Annotated in this window: 14 protein-coding genes; 3 read left to right on the forward strand and 11 right to left on the reverse strand. The window is 68.0% G+C overall.

Features of this window, described 5'->3' with window-relative positions:
• Window positions 1-19: 19 nt before the first annotated feature.
• Window positions 20-637 carry a GNAT family N-acetyltransferase gene (locus ACFC96_RS16445; RefSeq protein ID WP_376255357.1) on the forward strand — a complete coding sequence of 206 codons (618 nt, stop codon included), beginning with the start codon at window positions 20-22 and terminating at the stop codon, window positions 635-637.
• A gap of 110 nt (window positions 638-747) precedes the next feature.
• Here the strand turns inward: ACFC96_RS16445 and trxA are convergent, their stop codons facing one another.
• From trxA to ACFC96_RS16480, 7 genes are all read right to left on the reverse strand, one after another.
• Window positions 748-1,080, reverse strand: coding sequence for a thioredoxin (gene trxA, locus ACFC96_RS16450; protein ID WP_376255355.1), 333 nt, complete (start codon window positions 1,078-1,080; stop codon window positions 748-750).
• A 49-nt stretch (window positions 1,081-1,129) separates the two neighbouring features.
• Window positions 1,130-2,092, reverse strand: a complete 963-nt coding sequence (gene trxB / locus ACFC96_RS16455; protein ID WP_376612822.1) for a thioredoxin-disulfide reductase — start codon at window positions 2,090-2,092, stop codon at window positions 1,130-1,132.
• 142 nt (window positions 2,093-2,234) lie between these two features.
• Window positions 2,235-3,179 (reverse strand): anti-sigma factor family protein, encoded by a 945-nt coding sequence (locus ACFC96_RS16460; protein ID WP_376255351.1) that lies wholly within the window; start codon window positions 3,177-3,179, stop codon window positions 2,235-2,237.
• Window positions 3,176-3,901, reverse strand: coding sequence for an RNA polymerase sigma factor SigM (gene sigM / locus ACFC96_RS16465; RefSeq protein ID WP_376255349.1), 726 nt, complete (start codon window positions 3,899-3,901; stop codon window positions 3,176-3,178). The genes ACFC96_RS16460 and sigM overlap by 4 nt, the downstream gene beginning before the upstream one ends.
• A 28-nt stretch (window positions 3,902-3,929) precedes the next feature.
• Window positions 3,930-5,648 (reverse strand): protein kinase family protein, encoded by a 1,719-nt coding sequence (locus tag ACFC96_RS16470; protein WP_376255347.1) that lies wholly within the window; start codon window positions 5,646-5,648, stop codon window positions 3,930-3,932.
• A gap of 119 nt (window positions 5,649-5,767) precedes the next feature.
• Entirely contained in the window at window positions 5,768-7,999 is a 2,232-nt protein-coding gene (gene murJ, locus ACFC96_RS16475) for a murein biosynthesis integral membrane protein MurJ (protein WP_376612824.1), read from the reverse strand.
• A 45-nt stretch (window positions 8,000-8,044) separates the two neighbouring features.
• Window positions 8,045-10,381, reverse strand: a complete 2,337-nt coding sequence (locus ACFC96_RS16480) for a DUF6049 family protein (protein WP_376612826.1) — start codon at window positions 10,379-10,381, stop codon at window positions 8,045-8,047.
• A gap of 193 nt (window positions 10,382-10,574) precedes the next feature.
• Here ACFC96_RS16480 and ACFC96_RS16485 point away from each other — a divergent pair, with 193 nt between their 5' ends.
• Complete coding sequence (locus ACFC96_RS16485) at window positions 10,575-12,026, forward strand: CCA tRNA nucleotidyltransferase (protein ID WP_376255342.1); 1,452 nt, start codon at window positions 10,575-10,577, stop codon at window positions 12,024-12,026.
• Between the two features lie 103 nt (window positions 12,027-12,129).
• On the opposite strand, the gene ACFC96_RS16490 is transcribed toward ACFC96_RS16485, so the two are convergent.
• The 4 genes from ACFC96_RS16490 to ACFC96_RS16505 all read right to left on the reverse strand — a co-directional run bounded on the left by ACFC96_RS16490 (window position 12,130) and on the right by ACFC96_RS16505 (window position 15,912).
• Window positions 12,130-12,618 (reverse strand): hypothetical protein, encoded by a 489-nt coding sequence (locus ACFC96_RS16490; RefSeq protein ID WP_376255340.1) that lies wholly within the window; start codon window positions 12,616-12,618, stop codon window positions 12,130-12,132.
• A gap of 114 nt (window positions 12,619-12,732) precedes the next feature.
• A complete protein-coding gene (locus ACFC96_RS16495) occupies window positions 12,733-13,989 on the reverse strand; it encodes an MFS transporter (RefSeq protein WP_376612828.1) in 1,257 nt (418 codons plus the stop codon).
• Window positions 13,990-14,105: 116 nt separating this feature from the next.
• Window positions 14,106-15,188 carry an inositol-3-phosphate synthase gene (locus tag ACFC96_RS16500; RefSeq protein ID WP_376612830.1) on the reverse strand — a complete coding sequence of 361 codons (1,083 nt, stop codon included), beginning with the start codon at window positions 15,186-15,188 and terminating at the stop codon, window positions 14,106-14,108.
• A 43-nt stretch (window positions 15,189-15,231) separates the two neighbouring features.
• Window positions 15,232-15,912: a helix-turn-helix transcriptional regulator gene (locus tag ACFC96_RS16505; RefSeq protein ID WP_376255334.1), complete on the reverse strand. Its 681-nt coding sequence runs from the start codon at window positions 15,910-15,912 to the stop codon at window positions 15,232-15,234.
• Window positions 15,913-16,296: 384 nt separating this feature from the next.
• Between ACFC96_RS16505 and ACFC96_RS16510 the strand changes: the two genes are divergently transcribed.
• Window positions 16,297-19,053 (forward strand): transglycosylase domain-containing protein, encoded by a 2,757-nt coding sequence (locus ACFC96_RS16510; RefSeq protein WP_376612831.1) that lies wholly within the window; start codon window positions 16,297-16,299, stop codon window positions 19,051-19,053.
• The last annotated feature ends 3 nt before the right edge of the window (window positions 19,054-19,056 follow it).

Consider the following 19,056-nt stretch of genomic DNA (forward strand, 5'->3'; position numbering starts at 1 on the left):
GAAGTGAGGAACTGCCTTCATGGGGCGTCGGCTCGTACCGCTCACACTGGACAACCTTCCGGACCTTCCCAAGCGTTGCCGGTCGTGTGTCTTCTGGGAGCTGGATCCGGTCAGCGGCCAAGCCGCGGTAAAGGCAGGAACTCCGGAGCTGGAGAAGGAGGCCTGGATTTCGGCTGTCCTCCTGGAATGGGGTTCCTGCGGCCGGGTCGTCTACGTGGACGATGTCCCGGTCGGCTTCGTTCTCTACGCGCCTCCGGCGTACGTCCCCCGCTCCACTGCCTTTCCCACGAGTCCGGTCTCCCCCGATGCTGTGCAGCTGATGACGGCGTGGATCATGCCCGGCTATCAGGGCCAGGGGCTCGGCCGGGTGATGGTGCAGACCGTGGCCAAGGATCTGCTGCGGAGGGGGTTCAAGGCGATCGAGGCGTTCGGTGACGCGCAGTGGAAAGAACCGGCCTGCATGCTCCCCGCGGACCATCTGCTGGCCGTTGGTTTCAAGACCGTGCGGCCCCACCCCTCGTATCCGCGCCTTCGCCTCGAGCTGCGTACGACGCTCTCGTGGAAGGAGGACGTCGAGCTCGCCCTGGACCGGCTCCTCGGAGCGGTACAGAAGGAACCGGCACTCCGCCCTCTGTGAGTCCCGATGCATCCGTTGCGGCGGTCACGCAAACGGGCCAACCCGGTTGGGTTGGCCCGTTCGTGTTTCACGTGAAACATTGCCGCTCCGCCGTGGAGCCGCATCGCCGATCAGCTGGCGATGAAGTCCTCGAGGTCGCGCACGATGGCGGCCTTCGGCTTGGCGCCGACGATGGTCTTGGCGACCTCGCCGCCCTGGTAGACGTTCAGGGTCGGGATCGACATGACGCCGTACTTCGCGGCGATGGCCGGGTTCTCGTCGATGTTGAGCTTGACGACCTCGATCTTGTCGCCGTACTCGGCGGCGATCGCCTCGAGGGACGGCGCAATCTGGCGGCACGGTCCGCACCAGGCGGCCCAGAAGTCCACCAGTACGGGCTTGTCGCTCTTGAGGACGTCCTCGTCGAAGGAAGCGTCGGTCACGTTCTTGAGGTTGCCGGCCACGGCGGGCTCCTTAGCTACTTTGGTGATGCGGTGGGGCGGGTGTGAGTTCTCAGACGGCGGCGGCTGCGGCGGACTCGCTGTCGGTGAGAGAGGCGAGGAAGCGCTCGGCGTCCAGGGCGGCGGAGCAGCCAGTGCCGGCCGCGGTGATCGCCTGGCGGTAGGTGTGGTCGACGACGTCACCGGCACCGAAGACACCGGTCAGGTTCGTCCGGGTCGAGGGGGCCTCGACCTTCAGGTAGCCCTCGTCGTCCAGCTCGAGCTGGCCCTTGAAGAGCTCGGTGCGCGGGTCGTGGCCGATCGCGATGAACAGACCGGTGACCGGGAGCTCGGAGGTCTCACCCGTCTTGACGTTGCGCAGTGTCAGGTGCGAGAGCTTCTGGTCACCGTGGACCTCGGCGATCTCGCTGTCCCAGGCGAACTTGATCTTCGGGTCGGCGAAGGCGCGATCCTGCATGGCCTTGGAGGCACGCAGGGTGTCACGGCGGTGCACGATCGTCACGGACTTGGCGAACCGGGAGAGGAAGGTCGCCTCCTCCATCGCGGTGTCACCGCCGCCGATCACGGCGATGTCCTGGTCCTTGAAGAAGAAGCCGTCGCACGTCGCGCACCAGGAAACGCCACGACCGGAGAGCGCGTCCTCGTTCGGCAGGCCGAGCTTGCGGTGCTGGGAGCCGGTCGTGACGATGACGGCCTTCGCGCGGTGCACGGTGCCCGCCGTGTCGGTGACGGTCTTGATCTCGCCCGTCAGATCGACGGAGATGACGTCGTCCGGGACCAGCTCGGCGCCGAAGCGCTCGGCCTGCGCGCGCATGTTGTCCATGAGCTCGGGGCCCATGATGCCGTCCTGGAAGCCGGGGAAGTTCTCCACCTCGGTGGTGTTCATCAGGGCACCGCCCGCGGTGACAGCGCCCTCGAACACCAGCGGCTTCAGCGACGCGCGCGCGGTGTACAGGGCCGCCGTGTAGCCGGCGGGCCCGGAGCCGATGATGATCACGTTACGGACGTCGCTCACGGCTTGATTCCTCGTCTCTGCGGGACTGCTGCGTACTGCCGGGGGAGTCCGTCTCCGGACTCTCACCCCACCCAACGGATCCTACGGGGCGCGCATTCCCACCGTGTCCGGGAGCACACGCGAAGTGTGTCCCGGTGTGGAGTCAGCGCCGTGCGTAGGAGTGAGCCAGCAGCAGTTTGCCGGGAGCCGAGGACGACTGCTTCACACAAGCCGCGTCGATGACGTAAGCCGAGACCTGGGCAGGATCCGACTCGTGGGGCAGCACCACGAGGTAGGCGCTGGTGCCCTTGTAGTCTCCCCGCTCGATGGCGAGAGCAGGGGTCTCACGGCCGGTACCCCGCTGTATGCAGTCCGGTACGACGACGGTCTTCCCTCGCATCGGGGAATTCGTTCGGGGGGTCTTCGGCCCCGACTGCTGGATGTCGAGGGACGGCTTGGATGTCGACGAGTCGGAGGGCGCGGCGGATTTCTCCGTCAGAAGGTTCTGCACCTGACTCTCGAGCTTGTTCTCGGAGAAGGAGAGTGCGGAGCTCGTCTGACGGGGCGTGCCGCTCTCGGGAGCGCCGGTAGGTGTGCCGCCCCCGTTCTGCAGGAAAAAGACTCCCAGGCCGATCGCGGCTGCGGTGAAGACCGCTCCCAGAGCGGCACCCCGACGGCGCCGGGCGCGCGTCCGGCCGCCGCGCCCCGGACCTGTCGCGGCGCGGGGATGACCTGAAGGGCGGTCCGCGGGAGTGGCCGGCGAGTCGGTCGGCGTTGTTTCACGTGAAACAGGCGACGCGGAGTGTGCCTCGGCTTCGTCCTTGCCCTCGTACTCGGTGTCGACAGGTGCCTTCGTGTCGAGCAGTGCCTCCGCGGCGAGCGCGGCGTCGATACGCCCCGCGATATCGGCAGGCATGTGAGCCGGGCCGGGGAGCGTGCCGAGGGTGCCGCGGATCTCCTGCAGGGAGGCGTAGACGTCGGCGCACAGCTCGCAGCTGTGCAGGTGCTCCTGTACCTCCCCGGTGCGGGAGGGAGAGAGCAGGCCCTCCGTGAGGTCGGAGATCTCGTCGATCTCGGGGTGCTCGGCCGTGTCGGTCGTGGATGTCACGCTCGCCCACCTCCGCCCTTCACGGCAGCTGAATCACTCGGTCCTGCCCCGTCCCGGGGCTCTGCTGCCGGTGGGACGGATGTCCCCTGCGTCCGGTTCCTTTCGGATGCTTCCGGGTGCGGGTTCTCGCTACTTGTGTTGGCGCCGTCGTCGGTCCGCAGATGGGTGACCAACGGCAGGAGTCTGGCTCTGCCGCGTGCGCAGCGGCTCTTGACCGTGCCGGTGGGAACGCCGAGAACGCGGGCCGCCTCGGCCACGGGGTAGCCCTGCATGTCGACCAGGACGAGCGCGGCCCGCTGGTCGACGGGAAGGGTGCCCAGTGCCTCGAAGAGTTCACGGTGCAGGTCATTGCGTTCGGCGGGCGCGGCCGCGGACTCGTGGGGTTCGAGGAGCTGCTCCAGGCGCTCCGTGTCCTCGACGGGGGAAGTCTTCCGCGACGCGGCCTTGCGGGCGCGGTCGAGGCAGGCGTTCACGGTGATGCGGTGCAGCCACGTCGTGACGGCGGACTGCCCGCGGAACGTGTGCGCCGCCCGGTAGGCGGAGACCAGGGCGTCCTGGACGGCGTCGGCGGCTTCTTCCCGGTCTCTCAGGGTGCGCAGGGCGACGGCCCACAGGCGGTCCCGATGGCGGCGCACGAGTTCACCGAAGGCGTCCTTGTCACCCGCGACGTGGCGGGTGAGGAGGTCCTGATCGCTTGCTTCGCCGTAAGCGGCGTCGTCCACTTTCGAACCCCCTCCCCCAGGTGGGCCCTCAGCCGGTGAACTTCACGTCGGTGAGAGCCTGCTTGTAACCCGCTCCGTAGTAGCCGTCGGATCCGGACTTCGGCACGGCCGTCATCCACAGGAGCACGTACCGCGTCTTCACCGGCTTGTCGGCCTCGATCTTCGCGGTGGTACTCGTCGTGGTGTCCGTACCGATGCTCTTCATGGAGTCGATCGATGTCGTGGGCGACAGCGAATCGGCCGCGTACAGGGAGACCGTCGTGTGGTCGCCGCCGTACTGAAGGGCTATCGACGCGGCCGATACGTCCTTGGCCGAGCCGAGGTCGTAGACGATACCGACGCCGGGCTTGTAGGGCGCGAGCTTCGGGCCGTCGTTGTAGGTCTTGGTACGCCAGAACGTCTTGCTGTCGCCGTCGTAGGTCTTCGCCACGTCACCCGGGGCCTGTGCCCCGCCCTTGGCGACATACTCCCTGGCGTCCTCGATGGCCACCGGCTTCGTCGGCTTGTGCTCGTCGCCCTTCTCGTCGCTGTCGGTGTTGTGCGACGTGTTGGAGTCGCCCGACGTGCCGCGGTCCATCAGGGCTTCCGCGAGCTGCCAGCTGCCGAGGCCGAGGGCCACGATGAGCAACGCCGACACGGCCCACTTGAGCGCCTTGCCCGTCGGACTCTGCAGCGGTGGCGGGGGCACCGCCGGCATGGGCTGGGCCACGCCGGGACGCGGAGCCTGACGGCCGTACGTGCCCTGCTGGTAGGTCGTGCGCTGGTACTCCGCGGGCGCCGTGAACACGGGCTCCGGGGGACGGATGCGAGGCATCTCGCCGACGGCCTTCACGAGGTCCTCGGTCGTGGTGCAGGGAGGATCCTGCCGCGACGCCGTCGCCCCCTCGTTGACGAGGGCACGCATGGCCAGCTCGGACAGCCCGCGATGCACGCCGGCCCGCACCTGGTCGGGCGCGATCAGGCCGATGTCCTTGGGCAGCCCGGTCAGGCCGTACGCGTCGTCCTCGTAGGGCCAGCGCTGCGTCAGGGCGGCGTACAGGAGGGCACCGATCGCCTCGGTGTCCGTGCGCTGCGGCGTCTCCGACGTGATGCCGCGCAGGGCGGCGTTGACGGCGAGGCCGCGGATGCGCCACTGGCCGGTCGAGGTGCGCAGCACCGCGCTCGGAGTGAGCCGCAGATGTGCGAGGCCCTCGCGGTGAGCGGCGGCCATCGCCTGGGAGATCTGGTTCACGAGCTGGTAGGCCTCGTGCACCTCGAGCGGGCCCGAGGCGAGCAGCGCGGTCAACTCCGTGGCGTCGGGCAGCCATTCGTGCACCACGTACACGAGGTCGTTCTCCTCGACCGCGTCCAGGACCTGGACGAAGCGAGGGTCGCCGAGCAGCGCCGACGAGCGTGCCGCCGCGAGGACGGATCGTGCCCGCGGGTGGTCCGCGGGGAGCAGATGCACCCCGACGGCCCGGCGGAGCTTCTCGTCCACCGCGCGCCAGCTGCTGAATCCGTCCAGCCGGGTGACGCACTCCTCCAGGCGATAGCGTCTCGCGAGTTTGTGACCGCTGTGCAGCTCGGGGGGAGTGGACGAGCCGGGGCTCGTCGAAACGTCGGTGTCCTCCGCGTCCTCGTTCGCTGCCGTGTCCCGCTCCCGGGTCTGGGCCACCCCGTCGGCCGTGGTCTGCTCCGCCTTCGCGGTCAGTGGCTCGTCACCACTGTTGTCTGCCACGTCGACGGCAGCCGTACTCCGTTCCGCCACCGTCGTTCCTGCCTCCCCATCCGTTGCGCGCTCTGCGACGCCAAAGCCAATTGTGCCCACAGTCCGGCGATAAGCACGACACGCGGTAGCCCGCGATGGTTGTGCGGCCGGCCGGGCCGTCAGCGGCCGAGGCGCCCGCGGACCATTCCGACCATCGAGTTGAGTTCTTCGATCCGCATGCGCCGGGCGGCGACATAAAAGACACCCAGCAGTACGGCCCCGCCCACGACCAGCGCTGCGATCGAACCTGCCGCGCCGCTGCCGAGCGCCCCCATGATCAGGAAACCTACCGCGCCACCGGCGACGGCCCCCGGGATCGAGGCCATGCAGAGGCGGGCGTATGTACGGATGACCTGTGCGCCGTCCAGATCGCCGCCGAGACGCTTGCGCAGGCGCTGCCAGGCGACGCCCACACCGATCGCGTACGCGAGACCGTACGAGGCGGCCATGCCGACCACGGCCCACTGGGCGGGCAGCAGGAGGTAGGCGATCCCCGACGCGGCCGCGTTGACGGCGGCCACGATGACCGTGTTGTAGAAGGGCGTCCGGGTGTCCTCGTACGCGTAGAAGCCGCGCAGCACGACGTACTGCACGGAGTACGGGATCAGGCCGAGGCCGAACGCCATGAGGATGTAGCCCATGGAGCGGGCGCCGTCGGCGCCGCTGGACCCGAAGAGCAGGGTGCACATCGGAACGCCGAGGGCGACGAACATGAAGGCGACCGGGACGATCGCGACCGCGGAGGTGCGCAGGCCCTGCGAGATGTCGTCGCGGACCGCTCCGGGGTCGCCGTCGTGTGCCGCGCGCGAGATCCTCGGCAGCATCGCCGCCATGACGGAGACGGTGATGATGGCCTGCGGCATGCCCCAGATCAGCTGGGCGTTCGAGTAGCCCATGATGCCCGCGCCGGGCACGCCGGACGCCTTGCCCGCGGCGGTGGCGAGCTGGGTGACGACGAGGACGCCCGCTTGGTTGGCGAGGACGAACAGCACGGTCCACTTGGCGAGCTTGACCGCCTTGCCGAGGCCGTGGCCCTTCCAGTCGAAGCGCAGCCGGAACCGGAAGCCGGTCTCGCGCAGGTACGGGATCATCGCCAGCGCCTGCACCGTCAGACCGAGCAGGGTGCCGATGCCGAGCAGCCGGACACCGTCCGCGGGGATCGTGTCGACGTGCAGCTGAGAATCCGCCGCGGTGCCGTAGACGTAGATGAACATGCCGAACGTGAAGATCATGACGATGTTGTTCAGGACCGGAGTCCACATCATCGCGCCGAACTTCCCGCGGGCGTTCAGGATCTGGCCCATGACCACGTGCACGCCCATGAAGAAGATCGTGGGCAGGCAGTAGCGGGCGAAGGTGACGGCGACGTTGTTCGCGTCCGGACTGTTGGCGATGGAGGTCGACATCAGCCGGATCAGGAGTGGCGCCGCGAAGACGGCCACGGCGACGATCACGCCGAGCGCGACCATCACGAGGGTCAGCAGACGGTTGGCATAGGCCTCGCCGCCGTCCTCGTCCTCCTTCATGGACCGCACGAGCTGCGGCACGAACACGGAATTGAGGCCGCCGCCGACGGTCAGGATGTAGATCATCGTCGGCAGGGTGTACGCCACTGTCCACGCGTCACCGAGCGTCGCGGCGCCGAGGGCAGCCGTGATGACCATGGTGCGTACGAAACCGGTGAGGCGTGAGACCAGGGTGCCCGCCGCCATGACGGCGCTCGACTTCAGGAGGCTCGACGCCCGGCCCCCCTTCGCCGGGGCAGGTGCGGGCGTGCCGCCCTGGACGGGAGGCTGAGCCGGTTCGGCGGTGGGCACCGGAACGCCGGAGGCGTCGGCCGGCGGACGGCCGCCGCCGTTGTTCTGCTGGTCACGGAAGAGATGCGCGAAGGCGTCGGGCTCGTGCTGCTCCTCGCTCGCCTGCGTCATCAGATCGTCGACGCCAAGGAACTGCGTGGTCCTGGCGTCGTCGCCGTACGGAAGGAGCTGCGACGGGCCCTCCGGCTCGGGAGCGGGCGTCTGGGCCCACACGCGGGGGTCCGGGGGGTACTGGGCTGCGGGAGGCGCGTTGTAGAGCGGCTGAGGAGCCTCATAGCTGCCCGGAGGCGGCGGAGGGTGCGCGGCGCGGTCGTAGAGCGCCTCCGTCACCGGGTCCTGTGCCGTGAGGTCCTGGGCCCGGTACGGATCCTGGTCGTAGGCGTCCTGGAGGTACGCATCCTGCGGATACGCGTCCGGGGCCGGGTGGGGCGGCGGGACCTGGCCGGGCGCCCCCTGATGACCGGGGGGCGGGCTCCCGGCCGAGGCCGAGCCGCCCGGGCCCTGGCCACGGTCACCGTCGTACGGCGCGTTCATGGTTACCCCACCTCATCGTCCCCGGGCCCACGGCCACGACATCGCTCAACGGTCCACTCTCTCACCCGTGCCGGACGGGTCCGTGCTTTCCGGAGCGGTGTCCGGTGTCGGGTCACTCGGCTGCTCGGGGTCGCCTTCCCCGGTCTCGGAGCCCGACTCCCCGTTCTGACCGTCGTCAGGTCCCTCCTCGGCGCTTTGCGCGGCGGCGCGCTTGCGCTGGGTGTACATGCGGAACCCGGCGAGGACGAGGAGCAGAACGCCGCCGGCCATGACGAGCATCACGGTCGGGGTGATCTCGGTGACGTTCACGTCGAACCGGACCTCGGGGCCGTAGGGCTGGCCGTCCTCCGTGTACAGCTGGGCGAAGACCGGGACCCTGCCGTTGGCGTTGGAGGTGGTCGTGAACTTCACCGACTGGCTGTGCCCGCCGGCGACCTTCACCTGCTGCTCGTAGTACGGTCCGTCGCCGATCTTGAGGCGGGTGCCGTTCGTCGACGTGAGGCGCAGGACGAGGTGCTCGACGCCCTGCACCAGGTTGTTCTGGACCGTCACCGGGATCGTCGCGCTGCGTCCGGAGAGCTTCGCCTCGGACTTCTCGATGAGCCTGACCTGCTTGGTGAGCGCCGTGAGGTAGTCGGCGACGCCGTCGCGGTACGCCTTCGCCTCGACGGGGTGCCCCCGCCAGGACGTGGACATCTGCCGGTCCATGGCCCGTCCGAACGGCGTCACCACGCGGGACGGGTCGGAAAGGATCACCTGGAAGTTGGTGAGCTTGTTCTGGGTGTCCTGGATCGCCTGGAAGGCCGACTCGGGCAGCTCCTGCTTGCGCAGGTACGAGGGGTAGGACCGGGAGGAGGGGACCTGGGTCGTCGCTTCGGGGTCGGGCTTCGCCTTCGTGGCTGCGGCCAGGTCCTCGGACTCAGACCAGCTGCTGTCCTGGTCGGCCTTGATGGCCTGAGCCATGGACTGCGCCTGGCTTGCGGACGGCATGCGCTGCGGCGCAACCACGATGTTGCGCTGGTTGTCGGGCTCCTGAAGGTTGATCGTCAGGCTCTGCGCGAGGAACTGCTGCACGGCGAGGGTCGAGTTCTCGGCCTTCGTCATGTCGCCCTCGAAGGCTTCGGACAGCCGTGCGTCGGTCACCACGGCCGTCGTGCCGCTGCCGATGGGGCGGGCCGCCGACGGCGTGTACGGCAGGTTGTTCCGCTCCTGGAGGCTGTCACTGCGGGCGATCACCGTGTCGGCGCCGGCGGACGTCGCGACATTGACGATGCTGGGGTCGATCGCGCCGTCGGCGGGCCAGGCGTAGCTCGTGTCCGGCTTGACGTGCAGGACCGTCTCCACGGTCGTGGAGGCCGCATCGGTGGCGTCCTTGAGGTGCCCGAGGGAACCGGTCACCTTCGTGCCGTTGTGGGCCAGCGACGCGAGATCCGGATCGGCGAAGGGGAGGGCGACGACCTTCTGGTCGGCGACGGCGTTCTTCAGGTCGTTCAGCCACTGCTTGGCGACCGTCTGATTCTTGCCGTTGATCTCGGTGCCGTCCGGCTTCTTGATCTTGTACGGCCTCGTCATGGCGTCGACGGAGGCGAGGAGGTCGGGGTCGACCACCCAGGTCACGTCGAGGGCGGTGCCGAGGGACAGCATCTGCTGGAGACGGCCGCCCGGAGCGATCTCCTTGGCGAGGCTGTCGTCGTGGAAGATGCGCGTCTGCTGCTCGTTGGACCCTGTCTCCGCTGTGAGGTGGGTCTGGGAGATGAGCGGCCACAGGTACGTCGTCTTGGTCTTCGTCTCCGCTGCCTCGGGCTGCCACGGGAGGAAGGTCCGCTGGATGCCGAGCGTCTGCTGGTACGGCTGAGTCGCGCTCTGGCCGGTCAGGGCGACACCGAGCTGGTAGACGCCGTCGGCGCCGAGATCCATCTCCTTGACGGGGACGGAGAGGCTGAAGCCCTGCGTCGCGCCGGGGGCCAGCGTGGAGACCTTCTTGGCGTACTTGCCGCCGATCTCCCTGCCGTCCGGCGCTCCCCCCGCCGCGTGCCGGGAGGCGTTGTCGATCGAGGCCCGCCCACCGAGGGCAGAACCGAGGCGGAGCGCCACGTGGGCGTTCGTGACGGCCTGCTTGCTGTCGTTCGTGAGCGTGCCGGTGACGGTGACCGTGTCGCCGTCGGACGGTGCGCTCGGAGTGAGCGAGTTCACGGCGACATCGACGGTGCTCGTACCGATCGCGTCGGCCGCGGGTGCTTGCGGGGAGGCATATCCGGGGGAGCCGCCGAGCAGGGTCAGGCCGGCCAGCAGAGGCGCTCCGGCGAGCAACGCCCCCGTGCGCCGCCACCTTCGACGGGCAGGTGAGGGAGTCATCCCTTGGAAGTCTGCCGCCTCGGCCACGCGCTCGCCCGTCCCTCGTCGTCGTCAGTGGTCGTCGGATAGTCCACGCATGGTAACGAGGTGCGCTGTGGCGAAGTGCCGCGGACTGCTCCACATGATCGGAAGACAGGGTAGGGGGCATCCGGCAGGGCTCGCGCACACCCACGGAAAACGAGGCGGAACCCTGGGCTGGGGCCACGTACCCTTTTCTGTTGTGCCGAACGCCAATGAAGACAATCCCAGTGCCCTGAGCCAGGTGCAGCGCCGCGCGGTGAGTGAGCTGCTGCGGGTGGCCCCTGTCGCCGACGACCTCGCCCGTCGATTCAAGGAGGCCGGGTTCTCTCTCGCCCTGGTCGGTGGCTCGGTCAGGGACGCGCTTCTCGGCAGGCTCGGCAACGATCTGGACTTCACCACGGACGCGCGTCCCGAAGATGTGCTCAAGATCGTCAGGCCTTGGGCGGATGCCGTGTGGGAGGTCGGGATCGCCTTCGGGACGGTCGGCTGCCAGAAGGACGGTTACCAGGTCGAGGTCACCACGTACCGCTCCGAGGCGTACGACCGGACCTCGCGCAAGCCAGAGGTCTCGTACGGCGACTCCATCGAGGACGACCTCGTGCGTCGCGACTTCACGGTGAACGCGATGGCCGTGGCGCTGCCGGAGAAGGAGTTCATCGACCCGCACGGCGGGCTCGACGATCTTGCCGAGCGCGTGCTGCGTACGCCCGGAACCCCCGAGGAGTCCTTCTCCGACGATCCGCTGCGGATGATGCGGGCCGCACGGTTCGCCGCGCAGCTGGACTTCGAGGTGGCCCCCGAGGTCGTCAAGGCCATGAAGGACATGGCCGACCGCATCGACATTGTCTCCGCGGAGCGGGTGCGTGACGAGCTGAACAAGCTGATCCTCTCCGCACACCCCCGCGAGGGCCTCACCCTCCTCGTGGACACGGGCCTCGCCGGCCATGTCCTGCCCGAGCTGCCCGAGCTGCGCCTTGAGCGGGACGAGCACCACCGGCACAAGGACGTCTACGACCACACGCTGATCGTCCTCGAGCAGGCGATGGCGCTGGAGTCTGACGGCCCGGATCTCGTGCTCCGTCTCGCGGCCCTGCTGCACGACATCGGTAAGCCGAGGACGCGGCGCTTCGAGGACGACGGCCGGGTCTCCTTCCATCACCACGAGGTGGTGGGCGCCAAGATGACGAAGAAGCGTATGACGGCGCTGAAGTACTCGAACGAGCTCGTGAAGGACGTCTCGCGACTCGTGGAGCTGCACCTGCGCTTCCACGGATACGGCACCGGCGAGTGGACCGACTCCGCGGTCCGCCGCTATGTCCGTGACGCGGGTCCGCTGCTGGACCGCCTGCACAAGCTGACCCGCTCCGACTGCACGACGCGCAACAAGCGGAAGGCCAATGCGCTGGGGCGTGCGTACGACGGCCTGGAAGAGCGCATTGCGCGACTCAAGGAGCAGGAGGAGCTGGACTCGATCCGTCCGGACCTCGACGGCAACCAGATCCAGGAAATCCTGGGCATCAAGCCGGGGCCGGTGATCGGGCAGGCGTACAAGTTCCTGCTGGAGCTGCGGCTGGAGAACGGGCCGATGGAGCATGACATGGCTGTGGCTGCGCTCAAGGAATGGTGGGCGGCGCAGCAGAACGCCGAGTGAGTGGCCTGGGCCGATGTTTCACGTGAAACATCGGCCTGGCGCGACATGCCGAAGGGCGCTGTTTCACGTGAAACAGCGCCCTTCGGCATGGTGATGCGCGGTCTTACTTGGTTTCCTTCAGGCAGAGCACCACGTCGTGGCTGCCACCGCTCTGGTAGTAGGAGACCTCGGTGCCCTTGACCGAGTTGCACTTGTCGACGTCGCTGGTGCCGTCGAACTTCTCGATGACCTTGTACTCGGAGTCGCTGGAGGAGCAGTCGACGTCCTTCAGGTCCGGAGCGGACGTCGTGCCGTTGTTGTGCAGGCAGCTGCCGACCGCGGTCGTCTCGGCGTCGCTCTGGCCGAGGTACCACTTCACTCCGTAGAGCGCGATGGCGACCACGATCAGCGCGACGATGCGCAGGGCCTTCTTCTTGCCGCCACCCGACGACTGGGCGGGCGGGATGGGCGTACCCGGGGCCTGCGGCGGGTACGGCTGCTGAGGAACCCCGGGCTGGCCGGCGGCCGGAGCGTACGGACCGCCCTGCGGCGGGCCAGAGGGCTGCTGGCCCTGGGCAAACGGATTCTGGCCCTGCGGCGGCGGAGTGGTCACTTTGGGGGTCCCCCTCGAACTTAGGCGCGATGGCGCGGATAAGACGCCCGTAAGTTATCCGTACCGAATGACAACTCTGAAGTCGGGAGGGGCTCTGTGTCATTGATGTGACACTTACTGGGTGCCGAATCGGGCCAAAGCCCCAGCAATCGCCGCGTAGATCAGAGCCACTGTGAGCACCAGCGGGACCGACTGTCCGTCAGGAGGCAGTATCAGCGCGGCCACTGCGGCCGCGCCGACGAACGCGACGTTGAACAGCACGTCGTAAACGGAGAAGATCCGGCCACGGAACCCGTCGTCCACCGAGGACTGCACGATCGTGTCGGTGGCGATCTTCGCGCCCTGGGTCGTCAGGCCCAGAACGAAGGCGGCGGCCATCATGGGAGCGGGTGCGAACGGAAGCCCGAGGGCGGGTTCGAGGACGGCCGCCGCTCCCGCGCAGACGATGATCCACCCGGCGGGCCCCAGCTGTCCCGCGGCCCAGGGCGTGACGACGGCGGCGGCGAAGAATCCGGCCCCCGAGATCGCCACGGCGAGGCCCAGCAGGGCAAGTCCGTCGGACTCCGTGGACGACCAGGAATAGCGGCAGAGCATGAGGACCATGACGGTCAGCGCCCCGTAGCAGAACCGCATCAGCGTCATGGCGGCCAGGGCGCGCGCTGCCGCGGGGCGTGCGGTCAGATGACGTACGCCCGAGACGAGCCCCTGTGCCGTGCCAGTGAGCACCGTTCGCAGGCCCGGACGCACCAACTCCGCGTCCGGACCGAGCAGTTCCGCGGACATGGGCAGCGACGCGAGCGCCGCGCACAGGTAGAGGGCCGCCCCGACGAGCACCACGAGGGCGTCGGAGTCCGAGATGAGCAGCCGTACGGCGAACGCGAGTCCACCGCCCAGCGTGGCGGCGAGCGTGCCCGCGGTCGGCGAGACGGAGTTCGCCATCACCAGGCGCTCGGCGTCTACCAGGCGCGGCATGGCGGCGGAGAGCCCGGCGAGGATGAAGCGGTTGACGGCGGTGACGCACAGGGCGGAGGCGTAGAAGAGCCACTCCGGCGCATTGCTGAGCATCAGGACGGCCGTCAAGGACGCCAGGACGGTCCGCAGGAGGTTGCCGTAGAGGAAGACCTGGCGGCGGCGCCAGCGGTCGAGGAGGACGCCCGCGAAGGGGCCGACGACCGAGTACGGGAGAAGCAGTACGGCCATGGCCGAGGCGATGGCGCCGGCCGACGTCTGTTTCTCCGGCGAGAACACCACGTAGGTGGCCAGCGCGACCTGGTAGACGCCGTCCGCTCCCTGGGAGAGCAGCCGCAATGCCAACAGGCGCCGGAAGTCCCTCAAGCGCAGGAGTACGCGCAGGTCACGGACGACAGCCATGGGGCCCAGCCTCACATACGGGAAAGGTCCCCGGGAGCACGGCATGTGCATCCGGGGACCTCAACAGCCCACAAGGAGAGGCGCGTTACCGCTGGTTCGCGCCGCTCGGTGTGTGGTTAGCGCTCGACCTCGCCCTTGATGAACTTCTCGACGTTCGCGTAGGCCTCGTCGTCGAAGTACTGAACCGGCGGGGACTTCATGAAGTACGAGGACGCGGAGAGGATCGGGCCGCCGATGCCGCGGTCCTTGGCGATCTTCGCGGCGCGCAGGGCGTCGATGATGACACCCGCGGAGTTCGGGGAGTCCCAGACCTCGAGCTTGTACTCCAGGTTCAGCGGAACGTCGCCGAAGGCGCGACCCTCGAGGCGGACGTAGGCCCACTTGCGGTCGTCGAGCCACTGCACGTAGTCCGACGGGCCGATGTGGACGTTCTTCTCGCCCAGGTCGCGGTCGGGGATCTGCGAGGTGACGGCCTGCGTCTTCGAGATCTTCTTGGACTCCAGGCGCTCGCGCTCGAGCATGTTCTTGAAGTCCATGTTGCCGCCGACGTTCAGCTGCATGGTGCGCTCGAGACGGACACCGCGGTCCTCGAACAGCTTCGCCATGACGCGGTGCGTGATGGTGGCGCCGACCTGGGACTTGATGTCGTCACCGACGATCGGCACGCCCGCCTCGGTGAACTTGTCCGCCCACTCCTTGGTGCCGGCGATGAAGACCGGAAGGGCGTTGACGAACGCGACCTTGGCGTCGATGGCGCACTGCGCGTAGAACTTCGCGGCGTCCTCGGAACCGACGGGCAGGTAGCAGACCAGAACGTCGACCTGCTTGTCCTTCAGGACCTGGACGACGTCGACCGGGGCCTCGGCAGACTCCTCGATGGTCTGGCGGTAGTACTTGCCCAGGCCGTCGTGGGTGTGGCCGCGCTGGACGGTCACACCCGTGTTGGGCACGTCGCAGATCTTGATGGTGTTGTTCTCGCTGGCACCGATGGCGTCGGAGAGGTCGAGGCCGACCTTCTTCGCGTCGACGTCGAAAGCGGCGACGAACTCGACGTCACCGACGTGGTAGTCGCCGAACTGGACGTGCATCAGGCCCGGGACCTTGCTGTCCGGGTCGGCGTCCTTGTAGTACTCGACGCCCTGGACCAGCGAGGCGGCGCAGTTGCCCACGCCGACGATGGCTACGCGAACCGAACCCATTCCGGTTGCTCCCTGTGTGTATCGGTGAAACCCCGAATGGGCCTCACGTGGCGGTGTCGTCGGACGGATCCGGCCGGGTGCTGTCCCGGTGCCGGGGCAGGCCGCCCGTCTCTCCAGATGTGTCCTGCTGAGCTGCGTCGGAGGGGTCGGATCGCCGCTGATCCCGCCCCGCCCGCTCGCTCTCGATGAGCTCGTTCAGCCAGCGCACTTCGCGCTCCACGGATTCCATTCCGTGCCGCTGGAGCTCAAGGGTGTAGTCGTCAAGGCGTTCCCGGGTGCGGGCGAAGGAGATGCGCATCTTTTCGAGGCGCTCCTCGAGCCGGCTGCGACGGCCTTCGAGCACGCGCATACGTACGTCACGCGAGGTCTGCCCGAAGAAGGCGAACCGCGCGGCGAAATGCTCGTCCTCGTAAGCGTCGGGGCCGGTCTGCGAGAGCAGGTCCTCGAAGTGCTCCTTACCTTCTGCCGTCAACCGGTAGACGATCTTGGCGCGACGCCCTGCGAGTGGTGCGGCGAGGGCGTCCTCGGGTGTGCTCCCCGATTCCTCGATCAACCAGCCGCTTACGACCAGCGTCTTGAGACAGGGGTAGAGGGACCCGTAGCTGAAGGCGCGGAAGACCCCCAGCGATGTATTGAGTCGTTTCCGCAGCTCGTAGCCGTGCATCGGGGACTCGCGGAGCAGTCCGAGGACGGCGAACTCGAGGATGCCGGAACGTCGGCTCATCGTCGCCTCCTCCTCTGCCGCGGTCGTGTCACGACCTCTTACGGACTCTTTATGCCGAACTGATGTATCGACTCGATACATCACGACGATAGAACGGCCCCACGGATGGGACAAGAGGGATCACGGTGAACGGCGTCACATCACCGATTCATACCAAGCGAGTTGCCTGATTTGGGGTGAACTTCACCCCTAGGCGGGTTTTGGCGGTGCGTAGTCTGTCCGCCATGCAGACCGCCGGGAACCAAGTGACGCCTGTGGGCGTCGTTGTCCCCGGTGCATTGCGGGTGAGTGCCAGAAGGGGCGCATCCGTATTTCGGGGGGACCGGAAACCAGCCGCCGTTTCCAGGCGCGTATGTCAGCGCCTGCCCGAGGAGTAGTCGTTCGATGAGCGAGCACCGTCGCAAACCGCCGCAGCCACAGGGCGGCGGACGTGCCGCGGCCCGTCGTGGCACGTCCGGCGCAACGCCGGGCCGTCGCGCGGCACCGCGTGACGCCACCGGATCGCCTTCTGATGCATATGGAACGCCGGGGTCAACAGGATCGTCCGGCCCGACGGGCGACGACCGCCCTTACGGAGGCCGGGCGGAAGCGCGCCGAGCCGCACAGCGCAGCGCCGGAGGGAGCCGCAGGAAGGCTCCCGACGGCGGCGGTGGCCGCGGAGGCGGCGGCCGGCGCGGCGGAGGCGGCCCCGAGGGGGCCGGCGGGCCCGGCCGCGGCCGGGGCCGCGGACCAGCACGGCCGCCGCAGAAGAAGAGGTTCATCGACTACCCGCGCTCCGACAAGTACGGGGTGCGTCGCTGGCTGCCGTCCTGGCGCCTGGTGGCGGGTCTGTTCGTCGGCTTCTGCGGCAGTCTCATGGCCGCGGCGGGCATCGGGTACGCCATGGTGGACGTCCCGAAGACGGCGGACACGGCCAAGGCCCAGAACAACGTCTACTACTGGGCCAACGGCAAGCAGATGGTGGCGACCGGTGGCGAGACGAACCGGCAGATCATCAAGTACGAAGAGATTCCCGAGGCCATGCGGTACGCCGTCATGTCCGCCGAGAACAAGACGTTCGAGACGGACAAGGGCGTCGACCCGATGGGCATCGCCCGCGCGTTCGTCAACATGGCCAAGGGCGGTGCGACGCAGGGCGGCTCGACCATCACCCAGCAGTACGTGAAGAACGCGATGCTCGACGACCAGTCGCAGACGATCTCGCGCAAGGTCAAGGAGCTGTTCGTCTCCATAAAGGTGGGCCGTACGGAGCCCAAGGAGAAGGTGATGGCCGGCTATCTGAACACCGCGTACTACGGACGCGGTGCCTACGGGATTCAGGCAGCCGCCCGGACGTATTTCAACAAGGACGCCTCGAACCTCAATGCGAGCCAGTGCGCCTTCCTGGCCTCGGTACTCAAGGGCGCCACGTACTACGACCCCGCCGGTGCCCCCGAGATCGACCCGGTCCAGGCGACGCCCGCCAAGAACAAGGCCCGTGCCGAGAAGCGGTGGAGCTGGATCCTCGACGAAGAGGTCAAGGACAAGCGTCTGGACGCCACGGACCGGGCGAAGTTCAAGGCGGAAGGCTTCCCCGCGCTGCAGAACCCGCGGTCCAACCCCTCGCTGGGTGGCCAGACCGGCTATCTCGTGGACCTCGCCAAGGCCTACGTGATCAACAACAGCGACGGCAAGATCACCGCCCTCGACCTGCAGAAGGGCGGCTACGAGATCCACACCACCTTCGACAAGAAGAAGGTGGACAAGCTCGAAGCGGCCGTGAAGAAGGTCCGCAAGGAGAACATCAACGAGAAGCTCCGCCCGAAGACGGACAAGTACGTCCAGTTCGGCGGCGCCTCGGTAAACCCCACGAGTGGCGCGATCGAAGCCATCTACGGCGGTGTCGACGCAACGAAGCACTACACGAACAACGCCGACCAGACAGGTGCACAGGTCGGCTCGACCTTCAAGCCGTTCGTGCTGGCCGCCGCGATGAGGGACGGTGTTCGCGACCCCAAGGGCGGCGAAATCCAGAGTGACGACGAGCGCACGCAGGTCTCCCCCAAGAGCCTCTACAGCGGCAAGAACGAGCTGAAGATCAAGAAGTACAACGGCCAGGTCTGGACGGACAAGGACGGCAAGGAGTGGCTCCAGAAGAACGACGGTCACCAGTCCTACAACGCGCCGACCTACCAGATCGACCTTCGTGAGGCGATGCGGGAGTCCGTGAACTCCGCCTATGTCCAGCTGGGCATGGACGTGGGCCTGGACAAGGTGAAGCAGGCCGCCAGCGACGCGGGCATCAAGGACAGCAGTTTCGCCAGTGCCAACTACCCGTCCTTCTCCCTGGGCACCTCCGACCCGAGCGCGATCCGTATGGCCGGCGCCTACGGGACCTTCGCGGCCAGTGGGCAGCGGAACGATCCGTTCTCTGTGACTTCGGTCGATCACGAAGGCGAGACGGTCTATCGGCACGAGAAGGCGCCGGTCAGGGCCTTCCAGCCGGCGGTCGCGGACAACGTCACCGACGTCCTGAGGACCGTCGTCGACAAGGGAACGGGTACCAACGCGAAGCTGCCCGACCGCCAGGTCGCGGGCAAGACGGGTACGACCGACGGCAACAAGTCCGCCTGGTTCGTGGGGTACACCCCGCAGCTGTCGACGGCCATCACGATGTACCGGATGGACGACAACGAGAACAGCAAGAAGCGCGAGTTCTTGGAGATGTACGGCACAGGTAACCAGGAGAAGATCCACGGAGCCTCGTTCCCGTCCGAGATCTGGCACGACTACATGTTGGAGGCCCTCAAGGGGGTGCCGGCCAAGCCGTTCCCCGCTCCCGACCCCATCGGTGAGATCGTCGGTGCCACCCCGAGCCCGAGCATCACGCCCTCGGCGACTCCTTCTCCCTCGGATTCGGCAACGGTGGAACCGTCGCCCAGTCAGTCCACCCCCGGCCCGTCGCCGTCGACCAGTGAGTCCTGCAGCAGCTGGTCGTGGAACTGCAACAACAACGGCGGAACGTCGAACGGTGGCACCGGTGGGACACCCACGGGCGGCGCAGACGGTGGCGTGACCAGCTCGCCGACGGACCCAGGGGGAGGCAACGGCGGCAACAACGGGAATGGCAACGGGGGCCTCTTCGGAGGGCCGGCGGGCTAGCCG

It is taken from the genome of Streptomyces sp. NPDC055955 (genome assembly GCF_042270245.1).
Lineage (GTDB): Bacteria > Actinomycetota > Actinomycetes > Streptomycetales > Streptomycetaceae > Streptomyces.